Raw genomic sequence first — 19,551 nt, 5'->3', positions numbered from 1 at the left:
TGCTATAATTCATACCAGTTACACCCATCAGCCATCCAAACTGAGAACCATGAAAATTTGTAGTTTTTTTTACTTGCTCCCTAAACCATATAATTTTGTGGCATGTCAAACAGAAGGGAGAGATTGTCAAAACTTCAATAGCAGGTGTAAAAAGGACAGATATGCTTAAGAGCTGACAGGTAGAGCGGCACCAATAAAAGATGAATCCTTGCCAGGTAAGGGTATAGGGAATAGAGTGTAGGTTTGGAAAAATCAAGAAAAGTAAAAATAAGTGCGAACATAAATAAAGTTATTCGTCACTATACCCCACACCCTACACCCCACACCCAAAAGCTTTGTAGATAATGGGTTTGCATTATCTTAGTGCCATTCGCTATTAGGATCGATTAAATCTCTACCATACTACTGACAGTAATCTGGCGACAAGTACTGTCTTTTGCAAGACACTACCACCTTGCGAGTCAATCCTCTATCTACATCCTAGATAGGGATTAATTGTATAAAGAATTCAAACTAAGCTGCATCTACATAAACCTCTACATACATGAAAACGACATTAAATTTGTCACGTTTTTATAAAGCATGTAACCCTAGCTACACGCTAAATATAAGTAACGTACTAGATCGGCAGTATTACATAGATTTTGCTGATGTACGTGGTTGCAAGATTGTCGAAGAATTGCAACGAACTATCATTCGTATTTCTCCTGACGAGCCAACCTGTCAGTTATTTACAGGCCATATCGGCTGCGGTAAGTCAACGGAATTGCAGCGCCTCAAGACAGAACTAGAATTGGCAGGATTTCATGTGGTTTATTTTGAGTCCAGTCAAGACTTAGACATGGCAGATATTGATATCAGCGATATTTTGCTGAGTGTAGCCCGTCAAGTCAGTGCCAGTTTAGAAGGGATTAGCATTAAACTCAAACCTGGTTACTTTACCAATTTGTTTAAAGAAGTAGGCGATTTTTTGCAAAGCCCCATAGAACTTTCTGGACAAGCAGAGTTGTCCTTGGGTATTGCCAAAATTACCGCCAAAACCAAAGATAGCACCCAGATGCGGAATCAACTGAGGCAATATCTGGAACCACGTACCAATAGTATTTTGCAGGCGATTAACGAAGAGATTTTAGAAAAGGCTGTTGAACAGCTAAAGCTAAGGGGTCAAAAAGGACTGGTAGTGATTGTAGATAATTTGGATCGAGTAGATATGCGTCCCTTAGCATCCGGGCGATCGCAACCAGAATATCTCTTCATTGACCGAGGCGAACAGTTACGCCGACTTAAATGCCACCTAGTTTACACAATTCCTCTAACGTTAATTTTCTCCAATGAGTATGAGACACTGAAAAATCGTCTGGGGGGAGGGATTGCACCAAAAGTACTACCGATGGTATTAGTGCGGCAAAGAGATGGCAGTGACTACGAACCAGGAATGTCACTAGTGCGCCAGTTAGTTCTAGCTAGAGCTTTTCCAGAAGTTCCTTTGAATAGCAGACTTTCATTAATTACAGAATTATTCGATCGCTCCGAAACCTTGGATCGTCTATGTCGCGTTAGTGGTGGTCACATTCGTAACTTATTAGGCTTACTTTATAGCTGCCTGCAACGACAAGATCCGCCTTTTTCTAGGGACTGCTTAGAAGCCGTGATTAAGGACTACCGCGACGATTTGCTATTAGCTATTGATGAATCCCAGTGGGAATTATTGTTTGAAGTAGTACAGCAGCAGAGAGTTAAAGGTGAGTCTGACTATCAGAGCTTACTAAGAAGTATGTATTTGTTTGAATATCGAGATCCTGTGGGGCGCTGGTTTGGCATCAGTCCAGCCTTGGCAGAAACAGAAAAAGTTTTGGCTTGGCAACAAAATAAGTAACAGTCAATTGTCATTTGTTATTGGTCATTAGTTCACTAACAAATGACCAATGCCCCATATCCAATGCCCCATATCCAATGCCCCATATCCAATGACTAATGACAAACAGCTACGCGTCTACACCAAAGAAAATCAGCATACTTTACAAAGATTGATTAGAGCGATCGCACTTTCCGAAGGTCAATTTGCTCTGATTTTAGTTCGATGCAACTATGGGCGATTACGCGAGCAAATGTTAGAGAATATTCGCTCGAACACTAAAGAAATTTATATCAGAGAAATCGTTCTCAATCCATCAACTACTTCTTTACACAGCACAATAATTTCAGAACTATCTTTAGATAATCCTGCCGTCCTTACAGACTCTTTACCGTCTGCTGTAATGATTTTCGGTATTGAATCAACTACCGACCTAGAAAACTTACTTACAGGTATCAACCAAGCACGAGATATCTATGCTGCTACTTTTCCATTTCCAGTCGTGTTGTGGCTACAGGATGAAGTAGCATCATTGCTTTCAAGATTAGCGCCTGATTTCAAAAGCTGGGCTGCAACCACTATCAAATTTGAAATGGCCAAAGCAGATTTAATTGCTTTGATATCTCAAGAGGAAGAATCTTTATTTGAAAAAGTTTTAGAAGCAGGTGCTGAAACGTTTTTATCTAATGCCTTCCTAGATTTAGATCCTAAGTCGCAACACCGCCACGAAATAGAATCAGCACGTAATGATTTACTACGCCTATATAACGTTAAATTAACACCAGGATTAGAAGCTAGTTTAGAATTTGTGTTGGGGCGAGATAAATACGCCAACGATCAAATTAATGGTGCTTTAGCCAATTATCAAAGAAGCCTAGCATTATGGCAGCAAGAAGCTAGGAGAATAGCAGAGTGGGAGAGTAATTCTTCTTTGCCCTTCTCATGTCCTCATCCTATGCCCCCCTCATCTTTACTCAAGCAAGCAATAGTACTATTCCACTTGGGGCTTTGTTATCACCGAATGGCAGATTTATATCAGAATACTAGTAGCTATTGCGAACATGCTCTGCTGTGGTTTAAACAATGCTTAGAGCTATTGGAGGAGGTACAAAGAGAAGACTTAGTTGCTAAATTCATTTTGCCTGCTTGTGAAATGCTGCAACGCTTACAAGCTTGGGATGACTTAAAAGAATTAGCTCAAAAGTCATTAAACCTACATAAAACTTATGGAACTCCCGCACAAGTTGCTCAAAATTATGGATTTTTGGCAAATGTGGCGGCTTCGGAATCGAATTGGGTACTGGCTCATGAATTAGCAAATACAGCACTTTCTATTTCCGAAGAAGTAACACAAGTCTCTCTGCGAGACGCTTTGCGAAGACGACGACAAGAAAGTTGGTATCTTCTGTTGCTAGCACGCACACAACGGCATTTGGGTGAGTGCGAGGAAGCTATCAATAACTTGGAATGGGCAAGGGTAGTTTGTGAGCTACAACATCAGCCATTACTATACTTAGAGATTTTAGAGGAACTGCGATCACTTTACTTTTTTGAGTGTCATAACTATACAGAAGCCTTTAAGCTGAAGCAAGAAAAAATTAAAATAGAACATCAGTATGGCTTTCGTGCCTTTATCGGAGCAAGTCAATTACAGCCACAACGCCCTAGAATTAACCCAGTACTAGAACCTCAGAAAATACCGTTTATTCCTGAAGAAATTGCTCAAGAAATATCTGCTTCTGGACGGCAACAAGATGTCAATCGCTTAATTGAAAGAATTGCCCGCGCTGACTACAAACTCACAGTTATTTATGGGCCATCTGGTGTAGGGAAAAGTTCAATTCTCAAAGCTGGTTTAGTCCCAGCACTCAAGGGAAAAGTTATTGGTGAACGTATTCCTATACCGATTGTTTTGTCTGTTTATACTGATTGGATAACAATCTTGAGTAGCAGTATCAACCAAGCATTAGCATACACAGGAATATCGGTTAATATTGACTCTACACCTACCATAATACTAGAAAGAATTCGGCTAGCATCTGAGCGCAATTATACAATAGTTATCATATTAGACCAGTTTGAAGAATTTTTCTTTGTTAATAATCCTCCTACACAAAGAATAGAATTTTATAAATTTTTTAGTGAATGTTTAAATATTTCTTATGTAAAAATTATTCTTTCATTACGAGAAGATTATTTACATCATTTGTTAGAGTTTGAACGTTTGAGTCAGAAAAATAGTACTGGCTTATATGATTTAGGAGTAATTAATAAAAATATCCTTGATAAGGATATTCGCTACTATTTAGGAAAATTCTCTAGCCGAGATGCCAAAGCCATAATTCACAGCCTTACTCAACGTTCACATTATGAACTAAGTGAAGAATTGATTAACCGATTAGTCCAGGATTTGACAGGAGAACTAGACGAAGTACATCCAATTGAATTACAAATAGTCGGCGCTCAACTACAAATAGAAAACATTACGACACTTGCAGAATATAAGCTTTGTGGTGGCTCGGCAAAATTAGTGGAACGCTGGTTAGGGGAAGTTATCAAAGACTGCGGTCAAGAGAACGAAGATTTAAGTTGGAAATTATTATTTGAATTAACAGATGAAAAGGGGACGCGACCTTTAAAAACTAAAGCTGATTTAGCAGCTGCATTAGTTAATAATTATGATATAGATACGATATCAAGCTTTGACAAAGTTGGAGAACTGATTTTAGAAATATTGGTGGGTTCAGGCTTGGTATTGCGAGTCAGAGAAGAGTTAGGCGATCGCTACCAGTTGGTTCACGATTATTTAGTTGAACCAATTCGCCAAAAGAACAACTATGGTATGCTCGCCGAATTAGAAAAAATAAAACTTGAAAAAACTAGAGCCGAAGCAGCCCAACAACTTAGTCAAAAGCAACTAAATTTGGTATTGCAACGACGACTGCGGGAAGCACGGATAGCAGGTGCAATCCTAGCAATTATGGGAGGAACAATAGCAGCGTTATGGTGGCAAGCCGACTTACAAAAAAGAGCAGCAATCCGCCAAACTCTACGAGCTGAACGTAGTGAAACCAACTTGAAAATTAGTGGAATCGCTGCTGCTAGCGAAGCTTTATTTGCTTCTAATAAAGAATTTGATGCCCTATTAGAAAGTTTACGGGCTTGGAGAGGACTTAAACAAGCAGATGGAGTTCAGCCAGATACCCGAATGCGGGTGGTAACAGCACTGCAACAGGCAGTTTACGGGGTAACTGAAGTTAACCGCTTGGAAGGGCACACTGATATCGTCTGGGGAGTGACTTTTAGCCCAGATGGTCAATTGCTAGCATCAGGTAGTCGAGATCAAACAGTGAAACTTTGGCATCTTGACGGTACTTTACTCCAAACCCTCAAAGGTCACACTGATGCTGTTACTTGTATAAGTTTTAGTCCTGATGGTCAAACCCTAGCTTCCGCTAGCCTTGACAAAACAGTGAAAATCTGGCATAAAAACTCGGTTACAGGTAAATTTGACCCCAAACCATATAAAACCCTGAGAGGACATCAAGATTGGGTTTATAGCGTTAATTTTAGTCCTGATGGCGAGTTGTTAGCTACTAGTAGCAAAGATAAAACCATAAAACTCTGGCGCAAAGACGGTAGCTTAGTAAGAATACTGAGAGGACATCAAGGGTGGGTTAACTGGGTAAACTTCAGTCCTGATGGTCAACTTATCACCTCGGCCAGCGACGACAAAACAGTGAAAATCTGGCGACGGGACGGTAGCCTTGTTACGACTTTGCAGGGACATAAGCAAGGCGTGATTGTATCTATTTTCAGCCCAGACGGTAAATTTCTGGCGTCAGCAGGTCGAGATCAGACAGTAAAACTTTGGCGGCGGGAGAGTAACAAAAACAAAGACGGTTTTGACTTTTTTCCTTACAAAACTTTACGGCAGCATAGCGGTACAGTATGGAGTTTGAGCTTTAGTTCGGATAGTAAAAAGTTAGCTTCTGCAGGTGAAGACAATACCATAAACCTCTGGAGTATAACTGGTACTTTACTAAAAACCTTCAAAGGACACAGCGATGCTGTCGTTAGCATTGCTTTCAGTCCAAAAAACAAATTGCTAGCTTCAGGAAGTTTCGACAAAAGCGTGAAACTATGGAGTTTAGATGCTCCAAGACCGTATATTCTTCAAGGGCATCGAGATCGAGTTTTAAGCGTTGCTTGGAGTCCCGACGGTCAGATGCTAGCTTCTGGTAGTAGCGATCGCACTGTCAAACTTTGGCAACGATACACCAACAGCGGCGAGGTCAAAACTCGACTTTACAAAACTTTGGTGGGGCACACAAATAAAGTTCCTAGTGTCAGTTTTGACCCAAAAGGTCAAATGCTGGCTTCCGGAAGTTATGACAGAACTGTGAAACTTTGGCGACTTGACGGTACTTTAATCATGACTCTCTACGGACATAGCGATAGTGTCATGAGCGTCAATTTCAGCCCTGATGGTCAGTTTTTAGCATCAGCTAGCAAAGATAAAACAGTGAAACTTTGGAACCGTCAGGGCAAGTTACTCAAAACCTTGGTGGGACATCAAGGTTGGGTAAATAGCGTAAATTTCAGCCCTGATGGTCAGGTTTTAGCCTCTGCCAGTGACGATCAAACTGTGAAACTTTGGCGGCAGGATGGTACTTTGCTCAAAACTTTCTCGCCCCATGATAGCTGGGTATTGGGTGTCAGCTTTAGTCCCACTGACGAGTTGCTGGCTTCTGCTAGCTGGGATAACACTGTGAAACTGTGGCGACGAGATGGGACATTGTTAAAAACTTTATTAAAAGGGTACAGTGATAGCGTCAATGCCGTGACTTTTAGCCCCAATGGTGAATTACTCGCCGCTGCCAGTTGGGACAGTACAGTCAAACTCTGGAGCCATGATGGCAAATTAATTAAAAGTCTCAATGGACATAGCGCTCCAGTATTAAGTGTTAGTTTTAGTCCAGATGGTCAAACACTAGCATCAGCTAGTGATGACAACACGATAATTCTGTGGAATTTACATCTTGACGATCTGCTTGTTCGTGGTTGCGGTTGGGTGGGTGATTACCTTAAGCACAACCGCAATCTTGAAGAGCGCGATCGCCTTCTTTGCGATGGGATAATCCGTACAAACCGTTTTTAATTACAAATTATGAATTAGGTTGAAGCCTCAATGAGCAACCGCTTTTAGTTTAGCGGTTGATGAGGCGATCGGAGTTATTAATTCAAAGCTAGAAATAAATTTCGAGCTAATCAGCTAAAAGAGCGATCGCTCTCCAAAACTTCATGGCTATTTTCTTCGGGAGCCTCTTGTGGCAAATTCGCTAAAAATGCTTGTAACCTCATGCGCTCAATGTAGGGCCAGCCTCCCTCAGACTCAATATCTTTCAGCAGTGAGTAAAGTTGGCGGCGGTTAACAGGCAAACTCTCTTGAAAAATCCCATCCCGGATCTCTCGGTGTAACTGCTCTAATTGCCGTAGCAAAGCCAAAAGAGCTACAGTATCGCCTTCACAAGCTGTAGCGGCATCATACACCACAGTTGTAATCGCTTGCAGTTTACCAGACAACTTCTCTGATTCAATATTTTTGCGATCGTTCATGCCACCTTTTCCGTATAAATGAGGTCAACTCAAATTTACCGGAGATTTTTAATTTTCCCTAGTTTGTCAGTTGTCTCCATGTTACCGCATCTCCTCATTTGCCCTAATTAGGGGTGAATATAACTAGATTTGTATCTTTATCAAAAGCAATTGCGATCGCTCCAAAAAGAGCGTAGTAACCTTTAGCATAGGCTTTACAGAAGCTAGATGCGATCGAGACGAGACTTTCTTGGATTTTGAGAACTTTGATTTTGAGTTAAAAAAAATCGTATGATCTGGCTGATTTACCCATCCAACAATGGGCTGTATGTAGTGGCGTCACATACATGATACAAAAAGACTTGGGCGACGACGCTTTTGCAATAAGCAAGAGCAAAGTGCGAAGCAGACACCCCTGTTTGCACTTTTCAAGGCACAAGCATTTATGCTTCTCTGTGTGAGGCTTACTCATACACTCGCCCAACTCCAAACAAATGCCACCAACAGTAAAACTGCTGGTTTTTTGCTCCCCTAGTAACACACATCCAAAATGGATGCAGTGTTCTACTTAGTCTGGGATTTACACTCCAAGCTCAAGAGAGCGACACGTTTAACTACGTTTAGCAGAGAAAAGTTTGAGCAGCGTCTGACAACTAGACACCCGAACACTTGCTTCAACTCTCTTAATCAGAGCAAAGCCGTGTCCGAACAAAGGTAGCTTTTTGCAGAGTAGCGGCTTCTCATCAGAGATCAAAGCTTCGATGCAGTTTTACAACTTAGATATTAATTTTTGAGATTGAGGTTGACCATGAGGTATCGCGCTTTAATTGTTGCATTCTTGGCTTTGTGCCTGGGGCTAATAACCGCTTGTAGTGATGCTCCTACTACCAGTAGTGGTAGAGATGTACTCACTTACGATCAAATTCGCGGCACTGGCTTGGCTAACAAATGCCCCCAACTAGGAGAAACACGCCGTGGCTCCATTCCCATTGATTCTAGCCAGTCTTATACCATCAAAGAACTTTGCTTGGAACCAACTAGCTTCTTCATCAAAGAAGAACCTGCTAATAAACGCCAAGAAGCAGAATTTGTTGCCGGCAAATTGTTGACCAGATACACTTCCACTATTGACCAGGTGCAAGGTAATCTAAAAGTTAACGCAGATAATAGCCTGACCTTTACGGAAACTGATGGTCTTGACTTCCAAGCCATCACTGTGCAACTTCCTGGTGGTGAGCGAGTACCTTTCCTCTTCACCATCAAAAATTTGGTTGCTCAAAGCCAACCCAGCTTGACCAGTATTAACACCTCTACGGACTTTGAAGGCAGCTTTAAAGTCCCTTCCTATCGTGGTGCTGCCTTCCTAGATCCTAAAGGTCGTGGTGTCGTCAGTGGCTACGATAATGCTGTTGCTCTCCCCGCCCAAGCAGATGATGAACAACTTACCCGCACTAACGTCAAGCGTGCTGAAAATCTCAATGGCAAGATTTCTCTGCAAATCGCTAAAATAGACGGTTCTAGCGGTGAAATTGCTGGCACTTTCGAGAGCGAACAGCCATCTGATACAGATTTAGGTGCTGGCGAACCTAAAGAAGTCAAGATTCGCGGTCTATTTTATGGACGGGTTGAATCGATTCGTGGCTAAATCCTTGAAAGTAAGGTAACTGACTGGCACTCAAAACGACAATTCTGTAACTATTCAGACTTGATCGCAAAAGTTAAACTATCCACCCTCTTGAAAAAAGAGGGTAGATAGATTTTTAAAAAAATGGGGATAAAGGTAAATCTGAGTAAAATTATGGGCAAAATAGCCCTGGCAATTGAAAAAATTTTTATTCCTCAGTCTTATGGGTCACTTGATTTATCCCTTTAACCTTTTTCCTTTCATTAAAACACTATAGACTTAAGTACAAAAAAGGGTGAGATGCCCTTTTTTTATTGGCTTGCGTAAATATACATAATTTTTTTTTAAATTATTATTAATTTTTAATTATTGGATAAATTTTAGTGGAATGAGCACGTAATTTTACTGTGAATCCAACTTTTGCTTGTGAAATAAAAGCTGGACTACTGTTGTTTCGTTTATCTAAATTAACTTCATGATTAATTAACTCAAGTTAAGTACAATCTCGGTTTGATATTTAGTGATTAATTTTATATTTTATTTCTATGTGGTTCTAAAAAAGCTACAAGTCATATCAAAGATAAATAACCAACTAAATAATGATTTCGCCCATTTAAATTTTGCTCGATTGTCAAGTAACCTATGGAATTTTAATAGAAAGTCTTTATTATCTACCATAGTATTTGCTAGGAAATATATCGCAATATTTCATTTGATATCGTGCGATCGCAGCTGAATTTAAAAAGCGAATAATAATTGATTCTTTATTTGCTCAATAAACCCGGTGCTATGCCTACCACAGTCACCAATGAACTAAAGCACGAAATTTGGCAGTTGTTGCGAGAATATCAGCAATCTCCGTCAGAAAACATCCGCAATCAACTGGTAAAACTCAATTTTGGACTTGTGAGAAAAGAAGCTCACTATTGGACAAATCAATGTCATGAAACCTACGATGATTTGCTCCAGGTTGGATGTTTGGGTTTAATCAGAGCTATTGAAAGATTTGAAATTTCCAAGGGACATGCCTTCAGTTCCTACGCTCTTCCCTATATTCGGGGTGAAATTCAACACTATCTCCGAGATAAAGGTGTCACCGTACGAATTCCTCGGAAATGGTTAGCGCTCCAACAGCAAGCAATAGGAGTATCACGTTCTTGGCGTGAAAAACACAATCGGCAACCAACCGACTCGGAATTAGCCGCAGCACTGGAAATTTCTCCAAACGAATGGCAAGAAATTAAATTAGCATGGGTCAATCGCGCTCCCTTGAGTCTTGATGTGCCAATCCAAGATGGAGAAGAAGGTTCTACCTGCTTAGGAGAATTGGTTCCAGATCCTCACTATCGCAGCTTTCAACTGGCACAAGAAGACCAACTTCGCTTACAACAAGCGTTGGTTCAGCTAGAAAAACGCACCCGCGATGTGTTGGAATGTGTGTTTTTGCAAGATTTGACCCAAAAACAAGTTGCAGAACATCTGGGCATCAGTGTAGTAACGGTTTCCCGTCGAGTCAAGAAAGGACTGGATTTAATGAAAGAGCTTATGGGTGTGACAGAAGATTGACTGCAAAAAACAAACCGCAGTTATACTGGGTATGCAGTGCTAAAAATAACCCTTGAAATGTAAAAAATTAGGTTATAAAGGGAACATACTTTGCCTTTGATCCAAATTTTAGGCATTGTTTATTTTCACTTTTCAATTTTCCAATGGCTTTTGAGAAAGGCTCATGGGCATAACTTCAAAAATTACAATTGCAGCTATTCTAACTTTGGCGCTCGCCGGATGTGCTTCTGAAGATACACCACAAGCCATCAATCCTGTGCCAGCTCCCAAAATAGCAAAAAAGTCGCCACCAGCGGCTCAATCCTTTAAGAATCCAGTGATACCGGCTAAACAGGTCTCACAAGTTAATCTTGCATCTGTTAACTTGATTCAATCCACGAATGCTACAGAGCGGACACGGGAACTTGTGGTATCAAAAGCTCGAAGCGATCCTTTTGCACAACTTTTCGGGCAGACTATTCCCGGAATGGCTAAAACATCTGGAAGACCAGTTCCCGTGGTGCCTAAGCTACCTACTGCATCACTAGCAGTACGAAAACTTCCAACACGCAGAATCGCTTTAAATCCAAAGAAAAACAACGTTTCTTCTGTACCAAAAAAAGTCAATCCTACTTTGACTTCAGTTGTACCAAAAAAAGTCAATCCTACTTTGACTTCAGTGTTGCCTAAAGTTTTGCCTCAAGTTGTTCCCAACCCCACTTTAGTCTCTGTATTACCACCACCAGCACAGCCTGAGTTAGCAAGGGCAGTAGTTGTGACTGGTGTAGTTCTAATTAGTAAAGAACCACAAGCAATTATCAAGGTACCGGATGAGCCGACAAGTCGGTATGTACAAGCGGGACAGCGATTAGCAAATGGCGTACTGATTAAACGTATTGAAATGAATCAGGGCTACAACCCCATCGTAATTTTGGAACAATATGGTATTGAAGTTGCCAAAATGGTAGGGGAAGGGACTGTCAAATCAACGTCGTCAGCTGCATCTGCTAGCGGCAATGCTATTTCAGTGACAACGCCCCCCCAAAATACGTTTAATGTGGGAGCTTCATAAAGATGGAGACTAAGGAAATTGAATTCGCTGGTTTGCCTTTAGCTGTTTATAGAGAAATAGCAGCTCATTTACATCAAGTCGAAGGGTTGGAAGTGGATTTAATTCCCCAGTCATCCCAACAGTTTGATTACAATCAAAGTCAAATTGCTGGCTTGAGCCTCTCGTGGACAGCAAACTCTAGCTTAGAAAGTCGGCAACGAGTTAACCAGATTTTGGCTTACTATCAAAATCGCTATATGAATTCTATTTGATTTTTTGATTTGTGAGAATTGCAACCCGCGGAACCCCGACTTCTTTAATAAGTCGGGGTTCTTGTTGTTCATGAATCATGCTACAGAGCAGCGATGTCTCCGACGGGCTACGCCTACGCACTAAGCATTATTTAACATAGGTTCATAAAGAATACTGTCTAACGACCTCACAACACCCAGCAAGGTGAGGATTTCAAAAAGCAACGTTATGATAATTAATGCATTAATCGAGCTTGGGTCTAATAATAAATTAAGTTGGCACAAATAAACCTCAATAGTACGGAGACGATTAATTGCCTCTGTACAGCAGTCAAAAACCATTGCTCTTGACTGTATATTTAGGGGCTGCGCCTAACCAAAATCAGCCGTTGTACAAATTTCCATAAGGATAATTCAAGTGACTAGGACTAATTCAGACTTTCTTTCTTCCAGCGATCCGGCGATCGCAGGGTTAATCAACGACGAACTACAGCGTCAGCAAGATCACTTGGAATTGATTGCTAGTGAAAACTTTACCTCTGCTGCTGTACTGGCGGCTCAAGGTTCGGTACTGACAAATAAATATGCTGAGGGTTTACCTGGTAAACGCTACTATGGCGGTTGTGAGTTTATCGACAAAATCGAGCAACTAGCGATCGACCGTGCTAAACAGATATTTGGTGCGGCTCATGCGAATGTACAACCCCATTCTGGCGCACAAGCCAATTTTGCAGTATTTCTATCGCTGCTGGAACCAGGGGACAAAATTATGGGGATGGATTTGTCTCATGGGGGACATCTTACCCACGGTTCTCCTGTAAATTTTTCAGGTAAGTGGTTCCAAGTTAGCCACTACGGTGTCAGTCAACAAACAGAACAACTTGACTACGATCAAATTCGCGAGCTGGCGCTGAGGGAGCGTCCTAAGCTCTTGATTTGTGGTTATTCGGCTTATCCACGTGTAATTGACTTTGAAAAATTCCGTAGTATTGCTGATGAAATCGGCGCTTACTTACTCGCTGATATTGCTCACATTGCTGGTTTAGTTGCCACTGGTCTTCATCCCGACCCCATTCCTCACTGTCACGTGGTAACAACAACTACCCATAAGACTCTACGCGGCCCTAGAGGGGGTTTAATCTTGACTAGCGACGCAGAACTAGGTAAAAAGCTAGATAAATCTGTTTTTCCTGGCAGCCAAGGCGGGCCATTGGAACACGTGATTGCTGCCAAGGCAGTAGCTTTTGGAGAAGCTCTCAAACCTGAGTTTAAAACCTATTCTGCACAAGTGATTGAAAATGCTCGTGCTTTGGCCGAACAACTGCAAAACCGTGGTTTAAAGTTAGTATCTAACGGCACTGACAATCATTTAATTTTGGTAGATTTACGCTCTGTAAGTCTAACTGGTAAGCAGGCAGATCGGCTAGTCAGTAACGTGAATATTACTGCTAATAAGAATACTATTCCCTTCGATCCGCAGTCGCCATTTGTTACTAGCGGTCTGAGGTTAGGTTCGCCAGCCATGACCACGCGGGGCTTAGGAGTAGCAGAATTTACTGAGATTGGAAATATTATTGCCGATCGCTTACTTTCTCCAGATTCCGACGTAGTAACCCAAGATTGTCGTCAACGGGTAGCGGCATTGTGCGATCGCTTCCCCTTATATCCTCATCTGGAAATTCCTGTACCAGCATTAGCCTGAGATGATAGTTAGGAGTTAAGAGTTAAGAGTGATGAGTTTTAAGTTTTGAACTTTTAACTCTAACTCCTAACTCCAAACTCCTAACTCCTAATTCCAAACTCCTAACTATTCCTTCCAATGAGTGCAGAAATTATTTGTGTTGGTACTGAACTATTGCTAGGAGATATCCTCAACGGCAATGCTCAATTTTTGGCGCAACAATTAGCGCAACTAGGTATTCCCCACTACTATCAAACAGTGGTTGGGGATAATCCAGAACGGTTGAAGCAAGTTATAGAAATTGCTATTTCCAGAGCGCAAATTCTCATGTTCACTGGTGGACTCGGCCCCACACCAGACGATCTCACCTGTGAAACCATCGCCGATTTTTTTAAAGTCCCTTTGATAGAACGTTCTGACATTATTGAAGACATAACGCAGAAATTTGCCCAACGTGGTCGGGTTATGTCACCAAGTAACCGCAAGCAGGCTTTGATTCCCCAAGGTGCAGAAATTCTCCCCAACCCTACTGGAACAGCACCCGGTATCATTTGGCAACCTCGTCCTGAAATCACGATTTTTACCTTTCCCGGTGTTCCCAGTGAAATGCATGTGATGTGGGAAGAAACAGCTGTGCCATTTCTCAAAAGTCAAGGTTGGGGTAAAGAAATTATTTACAGTCGGAGTTTAAAGTTTTGGGGTATTGGTGAATCTGCTTTAGCGGAAAAGGTTGCTTCGTATTTAAAGTTGCCAAATCCCACAGTCGCCCCTTATGCAGGTAAAGGGGAAGTTAGATTGCGAGTTTCTGCAAAAGCAAATTCAGAAGCAGCCTCAGAAGCCCTAATTGCGCCCATTGAAAAACAACTTAAAGAAATTGCCGGACTGGATTTTTATGGCGTTAATAATGATACTCTCGCTTCTGTAGTTGGTCAGTTGTTACGGGCATCAAAAGAAACGCTTTCAGTGGCAGAATCTTGTACTGGTGGCGGTTTAGGGCAAATGTTGACTGAAATTTCTGGGAGTTCTGATTACTTTTGGGGTGGAGTAATTTCTTATGACAATTCTGTGAAGGTTAGGCTGTTGGGGGTTAATCAGGAAGATTTAGATAAATTTGGAGCGGTAAGTGCTACTGTTGCAGAGCAAATGGCTGTTGGAGTCAAAACCCGCCTTGCAACAACTTGGGGACTGAGTATTACTGGAATTGCTGGCCCAACTGGAGGGACAGATACAAAGCCAGTGGGTTTAGTTTACATTGGTTTAGCCGGGCCAAACGATGAAGTGACAAGTTTTGAGTATCAGTTTGGTACTGTGCGAGGTCGAGCTTTAATTCGTCATGTGAGTGCAAATGCAGCGTTGGATAATTTGCGCCGGAAGTTGTTGACGAGGTAGCAGGTATATTATGTTTGTCATACAGATTGTATGACAAACGAACCTAACGATGCGAATTAATGCATGATTAGATGACGAGTATGCCGATCGACTAGCCTTTATTCAACAGCAGACTAATCAAGCAGTAACGAATGTGATTAAGTCTGCTATTGAGTTGTATTACCAGCAGCTTCAGCAGGAACAAAAAAATACGTTGTTGATCCTGACCCAAACAGGTTTTATTGATTGCGGTTATACAGATTCGGATCTGTCTGTAAATTACAAGTCAATTCTGAGAGATGCCTTGAAAGCTAAGTAGATTTGTGTGATTTCTGCACCCCGGTTTCAAAGAATTTCTATTGAAACTCAGCATTGGCTTTGTAGTAGGTGTACTACCGATCGGATGTTGGATTGGACTGAAGAAAAAATCAGAATGCAAACGCTCCAATCGTAAAAATTCAATTGCGATGGCGTAATCGCCCCTTGGAAGCGATCGCAAGTTAATTAACTGAAGGGCGATCGCGGATGTTCAAAAACTGTAAACTGTTTAATTTTACGTTGAATTCCCAAGAAATAATCTTTACTCAAAATTCAATCTATCAAAATAGTGAATTCATTTCATAACTATTGATGCCAGAACTTCTATCTAGGGATCGATATCGCTAACAAGCTAAATGAAGTAGAAATAGTATACTAAATCACATGAGATTGTATTGTATGAAATCCAATTATGTTGCAAAACAGCTTTCCACGGTAAAACGCTGGATGGCCACAGCGCTGTTTTGTATGTTAGCGATCGCTTTCGTTTGGCAAGGTGCATTTTTCTCGAACACCTCAGCAATGGCCGATCCTGCTGGAACCTTGATTGCATATGATGATGCAGATCGCGCTCAAGAGAAAGCTAGTAGAGATGCTGGACGAACCAAAAATTTCATTGATGATACAGCAGATAAAGTTAAGGACGCTGCCAAGAGCAATGCCAGTAAGGTTGACCAAGCAACAGACAATGGTAGCTTTATTGAGCGCAAAGCAAAGAAAGATGCCGCTACAATTCAGAAAAGAGCAAATGAAGATGCATCTCGGACTAAAGAAGCAGTAGACAACACCAAGAATGTAGTTGAACGTACTGTTGAAAACATTAAAGATGCTTTTGGTAAATAGAGATATAGATATAGCAATCCTATTGGATTTGTAAAAATCGAAAGCTTCAAATTTCCGACTTTTTAAAAAGGTCGGAAATATTGTTGTTTGCGAGTAATTTCGGAAAATCTAAGGTTACATCAGCAATTTACAGGTAGTTAAACATTATGTTAGGGTAACACAGATAGCTCTGCATCCCCATAAGGCATTGTAATTAATGCCTCTTTTCCAGTTGGACACTCTTAACGAGATATATACTAATAAATGAAGTTAGATAAAGTAATTAAGTAGCTTTAGATACATATTTGTCACAGTTATAAGAATTAGCGATCGCTGATAAAATTAGCTGCTGTCACCGAAGAAGAGTAGAAACTCTAGTTAAATATTTACTAGCAATTATGCTAAATATATAGTTGTAAACAAAATATTTGATTTTCTTTTGTACTAACTTAATATGGCAAAATTGAGTAATCTGCTTAATGAACTTCCGCAAATTGCTCTTAAAAAACTTGTTTTTATATACGCATCGCAGGCATTTGATTAAGTAGCATTACCCACTAAAAAATGTGTTATAAATTTAACTGATTGCAATCTTATTTGACGAATTGTTAATGGTTAACAAATTTTTCACTATCATCAATTAAGAAGTTATACTTTCCACTACAACTTAGTAACAATGTAAGAGTTTGATTCTGTGGACAACCCGACCGTGGGAAAATCAAAATACCGAGACTCGAAGTTAGAGAGGAAAACCTTATAATATGCATCTGAGCGAAATCACCCATCCTAATCAGTTGCACGGTTTATCTGTTCGCCAACTGCAACAGATTGCCCGTCAGATTCGAGATAAGCATCTTCAAACAGTAGCAGTTAATGGTGGACACTTAGGGCCAGGGTTGGGTGTTGTCGAATTAACACTAGGACTTTACCAAACACTGGACTTAGATCGGGATAAAGTGATTTGGGATGTAGGACACCAGGCTTATCCCCACAAACTGCTTACAGGACGTTACGATCGCTTCCACACCCTCAGACAAAAGGACGGAGTTGCAGGCTATCTGAAACGGGGTGAAAACAAGTTTGACCACTTTGGGGCTGGACACGCTTCTACAAGTATTTCAGCAGCTTTGGGTATGGCTTTAGCGCGAGACTTGAAAGGAGAAAAATTTAAAGCCGTTGCTGTGATTGGGGATGGGGCACTAACTGGCGGCATGGCTTTAGAAGCCATCAACCATGCCGGACACATGCCGAAAACCAACCTGTTGGTTGTTCTCAATGACAACGACATGTCCATATCTCGCAACGTCGGCGCGATTCCCCGCTATCTCAACAAAATGCGCCTCAGCCAACCGGTGCAATTTATTAAAGATAATCTTGAGGAACAGTTTAAGCAAATCCCCTTCGTGGGCGAATCCCTCTCACCCGAACTCGGACGCATCAAAGAAGGTATGAAGCGTTTGGCTGTTCCGAAGGTAGGTGCAGTTTTTGAAGAACTCGGCTTTACCTACATTGGGCCAGTGGATGGGCATAATCTCGAAGAATTGATTGCCACCTTCCAACAAGCACATCAGATACCAGGCCCAGTTTTGGTACATGTAGCAACAGTAAAAGGCAAAGGTTATGAAATTGCCGAACTAGATCAAGTTGGCTACCACGCTCAAAGCCCCTTCAACGTCGCAACTGGCAAAGCCATTCCTTCTAATAAACCCAAACCCCCGGCTTATGCCAAAGTGTTTTCTCACACTCTGGTAAAACTTGCCGAACAAAACCCGAAAATCGTCGGTATTACTGCGGCTATGGCAACAGGGACGGGTTTAGATAAACTTCAAGCAAAATTGCCGAATCAATATGTTGATGTCGGCATTGCGGAACAACACGCAATTACCCTAGCAGCAGGACTTGCAAGCGAAGGAATGCGCCCTGTCGCAGCTATTTATTCCACCTTCTTGCAACGCGCCTACGATCAGATAATTCATGATGTCTGCATCCAAAACCTGCCAGTATTCTTCTGCTTGGATCGGGCGGGAATCGTCGGATCTGATGGCCCCACCCATCAAGGTATGTATGATATTGCCTATCTGCGTTGCATTCCTAACATGGTAATCATGGCCCCCAAAGATGAGGCAGAACTGCAAAGCATGGTAGTAACTGGCGTTAATCATACCAGTGGCCCGATCGCAATGCGCTACCCTCGTGGCAATGGCTACGGCGTTCCCTTGATGGAGGAAGGCTGGGAACCTTTGGAAATCGGCAAAGGTGAGATTCTGCGTACAGGCGATGATGTGTTAATTGTTGCTTATGGCACAATGGTCTATCCAGGAATGCAAGCTGCGGAAATTCTCAGCGAACACGGTATTGAAGCAACTGTAATTAATGCCCGTTTCGTTAAGCCGTTGGATACAGAGTTGATTTTACCTTTAGCGAAGAAAATCGGCCGCGTTGTCACCTTAGAAGAAGGCTGTGTAATGGGTGGCTTTGGTAGTGCGATCGCCGAGGCTTTACTAGATGCAGATATTCTCGTTCCTGTCAAGCGATTTGGTGTACCAGATGTATTGGTAGATCACGCTGAACCCAATGAATCTAAGACAGAACTAGGTTTAACTAGTCATCAAATAGCAGAGAGAGTATTGCAAGCTTTCTTTAAACGGCAACTATCTGCTGTGGTTTAGTTTACTGATCAATAGTATTATCTAAAAATAACCCCTGTTATAGGGGTTATTTTTGTGAGAATATTAGCGATCGCTATTTCTACTCACTCTTCACCAATTGCAATAATTTGATAATTACATCGTTTTCTGTGTCTGGGGATTGAACATCAAATCTTTCCCCACCTTGTTTTATCCAGACGCAAACAATAGCTGATTTTACGGTAGGGGCAATTCATGAATTGCCCCTACCTGGAAAAAATTTTTACATATATAACAGATGTACGAATATTTATAGAGTTTTAAATAATGCCCCGGATTTTTGACAATATTGATTTATCATTGCTACCGATTTTACGAGAAACCCACAAACATTGTCTGCTCTTTCCAGTTCTTCTGTCATCAGTTTATTGCTATACCATTTAGAAATCCTAAATCATTTGTGAACAACAAAATACTCGACTTATTGCAGAAGCTCTAAAGGGCGGTTAGAAACGGCATCTACACAGACAAAACCCACCTTTGTGAATTTCAAAGCCTCAATTGTTCTTTAGTCTACGTTCGCGTAGCATTCCGCAGTAAAAGTAGACTTGCTTTGTATAACTGCGAATTCTATTTGCTTTGGCTCTAAGTTGACTTTTGCTTCTGGAAAATACTGAAATAAGAAAGCAAACTGGGGTTTGAGAAAGTAAAAGCTGATTTGACTTGCGGAAAACACCAAAATGAGAAAGCAAACTGGGGTTTGAGAAAGCAAAAGCTACTTTTGCTTGCGGAAAACACCAAAATGAGAAAG

The 19,551-nt window shown here is 41.3% G+C and carries 11 protein-coding genes; 10 read left to right on the top strand and 1 reads right to left on the bottom strand.

What is annotated here, in order from left to right:
- The first annotated feature begins 544 nt into the window (after positions 1 to 544).
- Together RMY64_RS25245 and RMY64_RS25240 are read left to right on the top strand one after the other, a co-directional pair.
- Entirely contained in the window at positions 545 to 1,876 is a 1,332-nt protein-coding gene (locus tag RMY64_RS25245) for a P-loop NTPase fold protein (RefSeq protein WP_322690499.1), read from the top strand.
- 91 nt (positions 1,877 to 1,967) lie between these two features.
- Positions 1,968 to 7,016: a hypothetical protein gene (locus tag RMY64_RS25240; RefSeq protein ID WP_322674400.1), complete on the top strand. Its 5,049-nt coding sequence runs from the start codon at positions 1,968 to 1,970 to the stop codon at positions 7,014 to 7,016.
- A 110-nt stretch (positions 7,017 to 7,126) separates the two neighbouring features.
- Here RMY64_RS25240 and RMY64_RS25235 read toward each other — a convergent pair whose 3' ends face one another.
- Positions 7,127 to 7,474, bottom strand: coding sequence for a hypothetical protein (locus RMY64_RS25235; protein WP_322674401.1), 348 nt, complete (start codon positions 7,472 to 7,474; stop codon positions 7,127 to 7,129).
- Between the two features lie 787 nt (positions 7,475 to 8,261).
- Between RMY64_RS25235 and RMY64_RS25230 the strand changes: the two genes are divergently transcribed.
- The 8 genes from RMY64_RS25230 to dxs all read left to right on the top strand — a co-directional run bounded on the left by RMY64_RS25230 (position 8,262) and on the right by dxs (position 18,782).
- Positions 8,262 to 9,098, top strand: a complete 837-nt coding sequence (locus RMY64_RS25230) for a photosystem II manganese-stabilizing polypeptide (RefSeq protein ID WP_322674402.1) — start codon at positions 8,262 to 8,264, stop codon at positions 9,096 to 9,098.
- A gap of 768 nt (positions 9,099 to 9,866) precedes the next feature.
- On the top strand, positions 9,867 to 10,643 hold the full coding sequence (locus tag RMY64_RS25225) for an RNA polymerase sigma factor SigF (RefSeq protein ID WP_322674403.1): 777 nt from the start codon (positions 9,867 to 9,869) through the stop codon (positions 10,641 to 10,643).
- Positions 10,644 to 10,806: 163 nt separating this feature from the next.
- Entirely contained in the window at positions 10,807 to 11,694 is an 888-nt protein-coding gene (locus RMY64_RS25220) for a hypothetical protein (RefSeq protein WP_322674404.1), read from the top strand.
- 2 nt (positions 11,695 to 11,696) lie between these two features.
- Positions 11,697 to 11,945, top strand: coding sequence for a hypothetical protein (locus tag RMY64_RS25215; protein WP_322674405.1), 249 nt, complete (start codon positions 11,697 to 11,699; stop codon positions 11,943 to 11,945).
- A gap of 397 nt (positions 11,946 to 12,342) precedes the next feature.
- Positions 12,343 to 13,626: a serine hydroxymethyltransferase gene (gene glyA / locus RMY64_RS25210; RefSeq protein WP_322674406.1), complete on the top strand. Its 1,284-nt coding sequence runs from the start codon at positions 12,343 to 12,345 to the stop codon at positions 13,624 to 13,626.
- 117 nt (positions 13,627 to 13,743) lie between these two features.
- The gene (locus RMY64_RS25205; RefSeq protein ID WP_322674407.1) at positions 13,744 to 14,994 is read left to right on the top strand and encodes a competence/damage-inducible protein A; all 1,251 of its coding nucleotides are present in this window, start codon (positions 13,744 to 13,746) and stop codon (positions 14,992 to 14,994) included.
- A gap of 696 nt (positions 14,995 to 15,690) precedes the next feature.
- Positions 15,691 to 16,134, top strand: a complete 444-nt coding sequence (locus RMY64_RS25200; RefSeq protein ID WP_322674408.1) for a hypothetical protein — start codon at positions 15,691 to 15,693, stop codon at positions 16,132 to 16,134.
- Between the two features lie 740 nt (positions 16,135 to 16,874).
- The gene (gene dxs, locus RMY64_RS25195; protein ID WP_322701427.1) at positions 16,875 to 18,782 is read left to right on the top strand and encodes a 1-deoxy-D-xylulose-5-phosphate synthase; all 1,908 of its coding nucleotides are present in this window, start codon (positions 16,875 to 16,877) and stop codon (positions 18,780 to 18,782) included.
- Positions 18,783 to 19,551: the final 769 nt, after the last annotated feature.

It is taken from the genome of Nostoc sp. DedQUE08 (assembly GCF_034530895.1).
Taxonomy (GTDB): domain Bacteria; phylum Cyanobacteriota; class Cyanobacteriia; order Cyanobacteriales; family Nostocaceae; genus Nostoc.
This window is presented reverse-complemented; position numbering and strand designations above follow the sequence as displayed.

Bases quoted from the DNA above. Each gene is read 5' to 3' on its own strand.
- RMY64_RS25245 (WP_322690499.1), top strand. From the start codon at position 545: ATGAAAACGACATTAAATTTGTCACGTTTTTATAAAGCATGTAACCCT.
- RMY64_RS25240 (WP_322674400.1), top strand. From the start codon at position 1,968: ATGACTAATGACAAACAGCTACGCGTCTACACCAAAGAAAATCAGCAT.
- RMY64_RS25235 (WP_322674401.1), bottom strand. From the start codon at position 7,474: ATGAACGATCGCAAAAATATTGAATCAGAGAAGTTGTCTGGTAAACTG.
- RMY64_RS25230 (WP_322674402.1), top strand. From the start codon at position 8,262: ATGAGGTATCGCGCTTTAATTGTTGCATTCTTGGCTTTGTGCCTGGGG.
- RMY64_RS25225 (WP_322674403.1), top strand. From the start codon at position 9,867: ATGCCTACCACAGTCACCAATGAACTAAAGCACGAAATTTGGCAGTTG.
- RMY64_RS25220 (WP_322674404.1), top strand. From the start codon at position 10,807: ATGGGCATAACTTCAAAAATTACAATTGCAGCTATTCTAACTTTGGCG.
- RMY64_RS25215 (WP_322674405.1), top strand. From the start codon at position 11,697: ATGGAGACTAAGGAAATTGAATTCGCTGGTTTGCCTTTAGCTGTTTAT.
- RMY64_RS25205 (WP_322674407.1), top strand. From the start codon at position 13,744: ATGAGTGCAGAAATTATTTGTGTTGGTACTGAACTATTGCTAGGAGAT.
- RMY64_RS25200 (WP_322674408.1), top strand. From the start codon at position 15,691: ATGAAATCCAATTATGTTGCAAAACAGCTTTCCACGGTAAAACGCTGG.
- dxs (WP_322701427.1), top strand. From the start codon at position 16,875: ATGCATCTGAGCGAAATCACCCATCCTAATCAGTTGCACGGTTTATCT.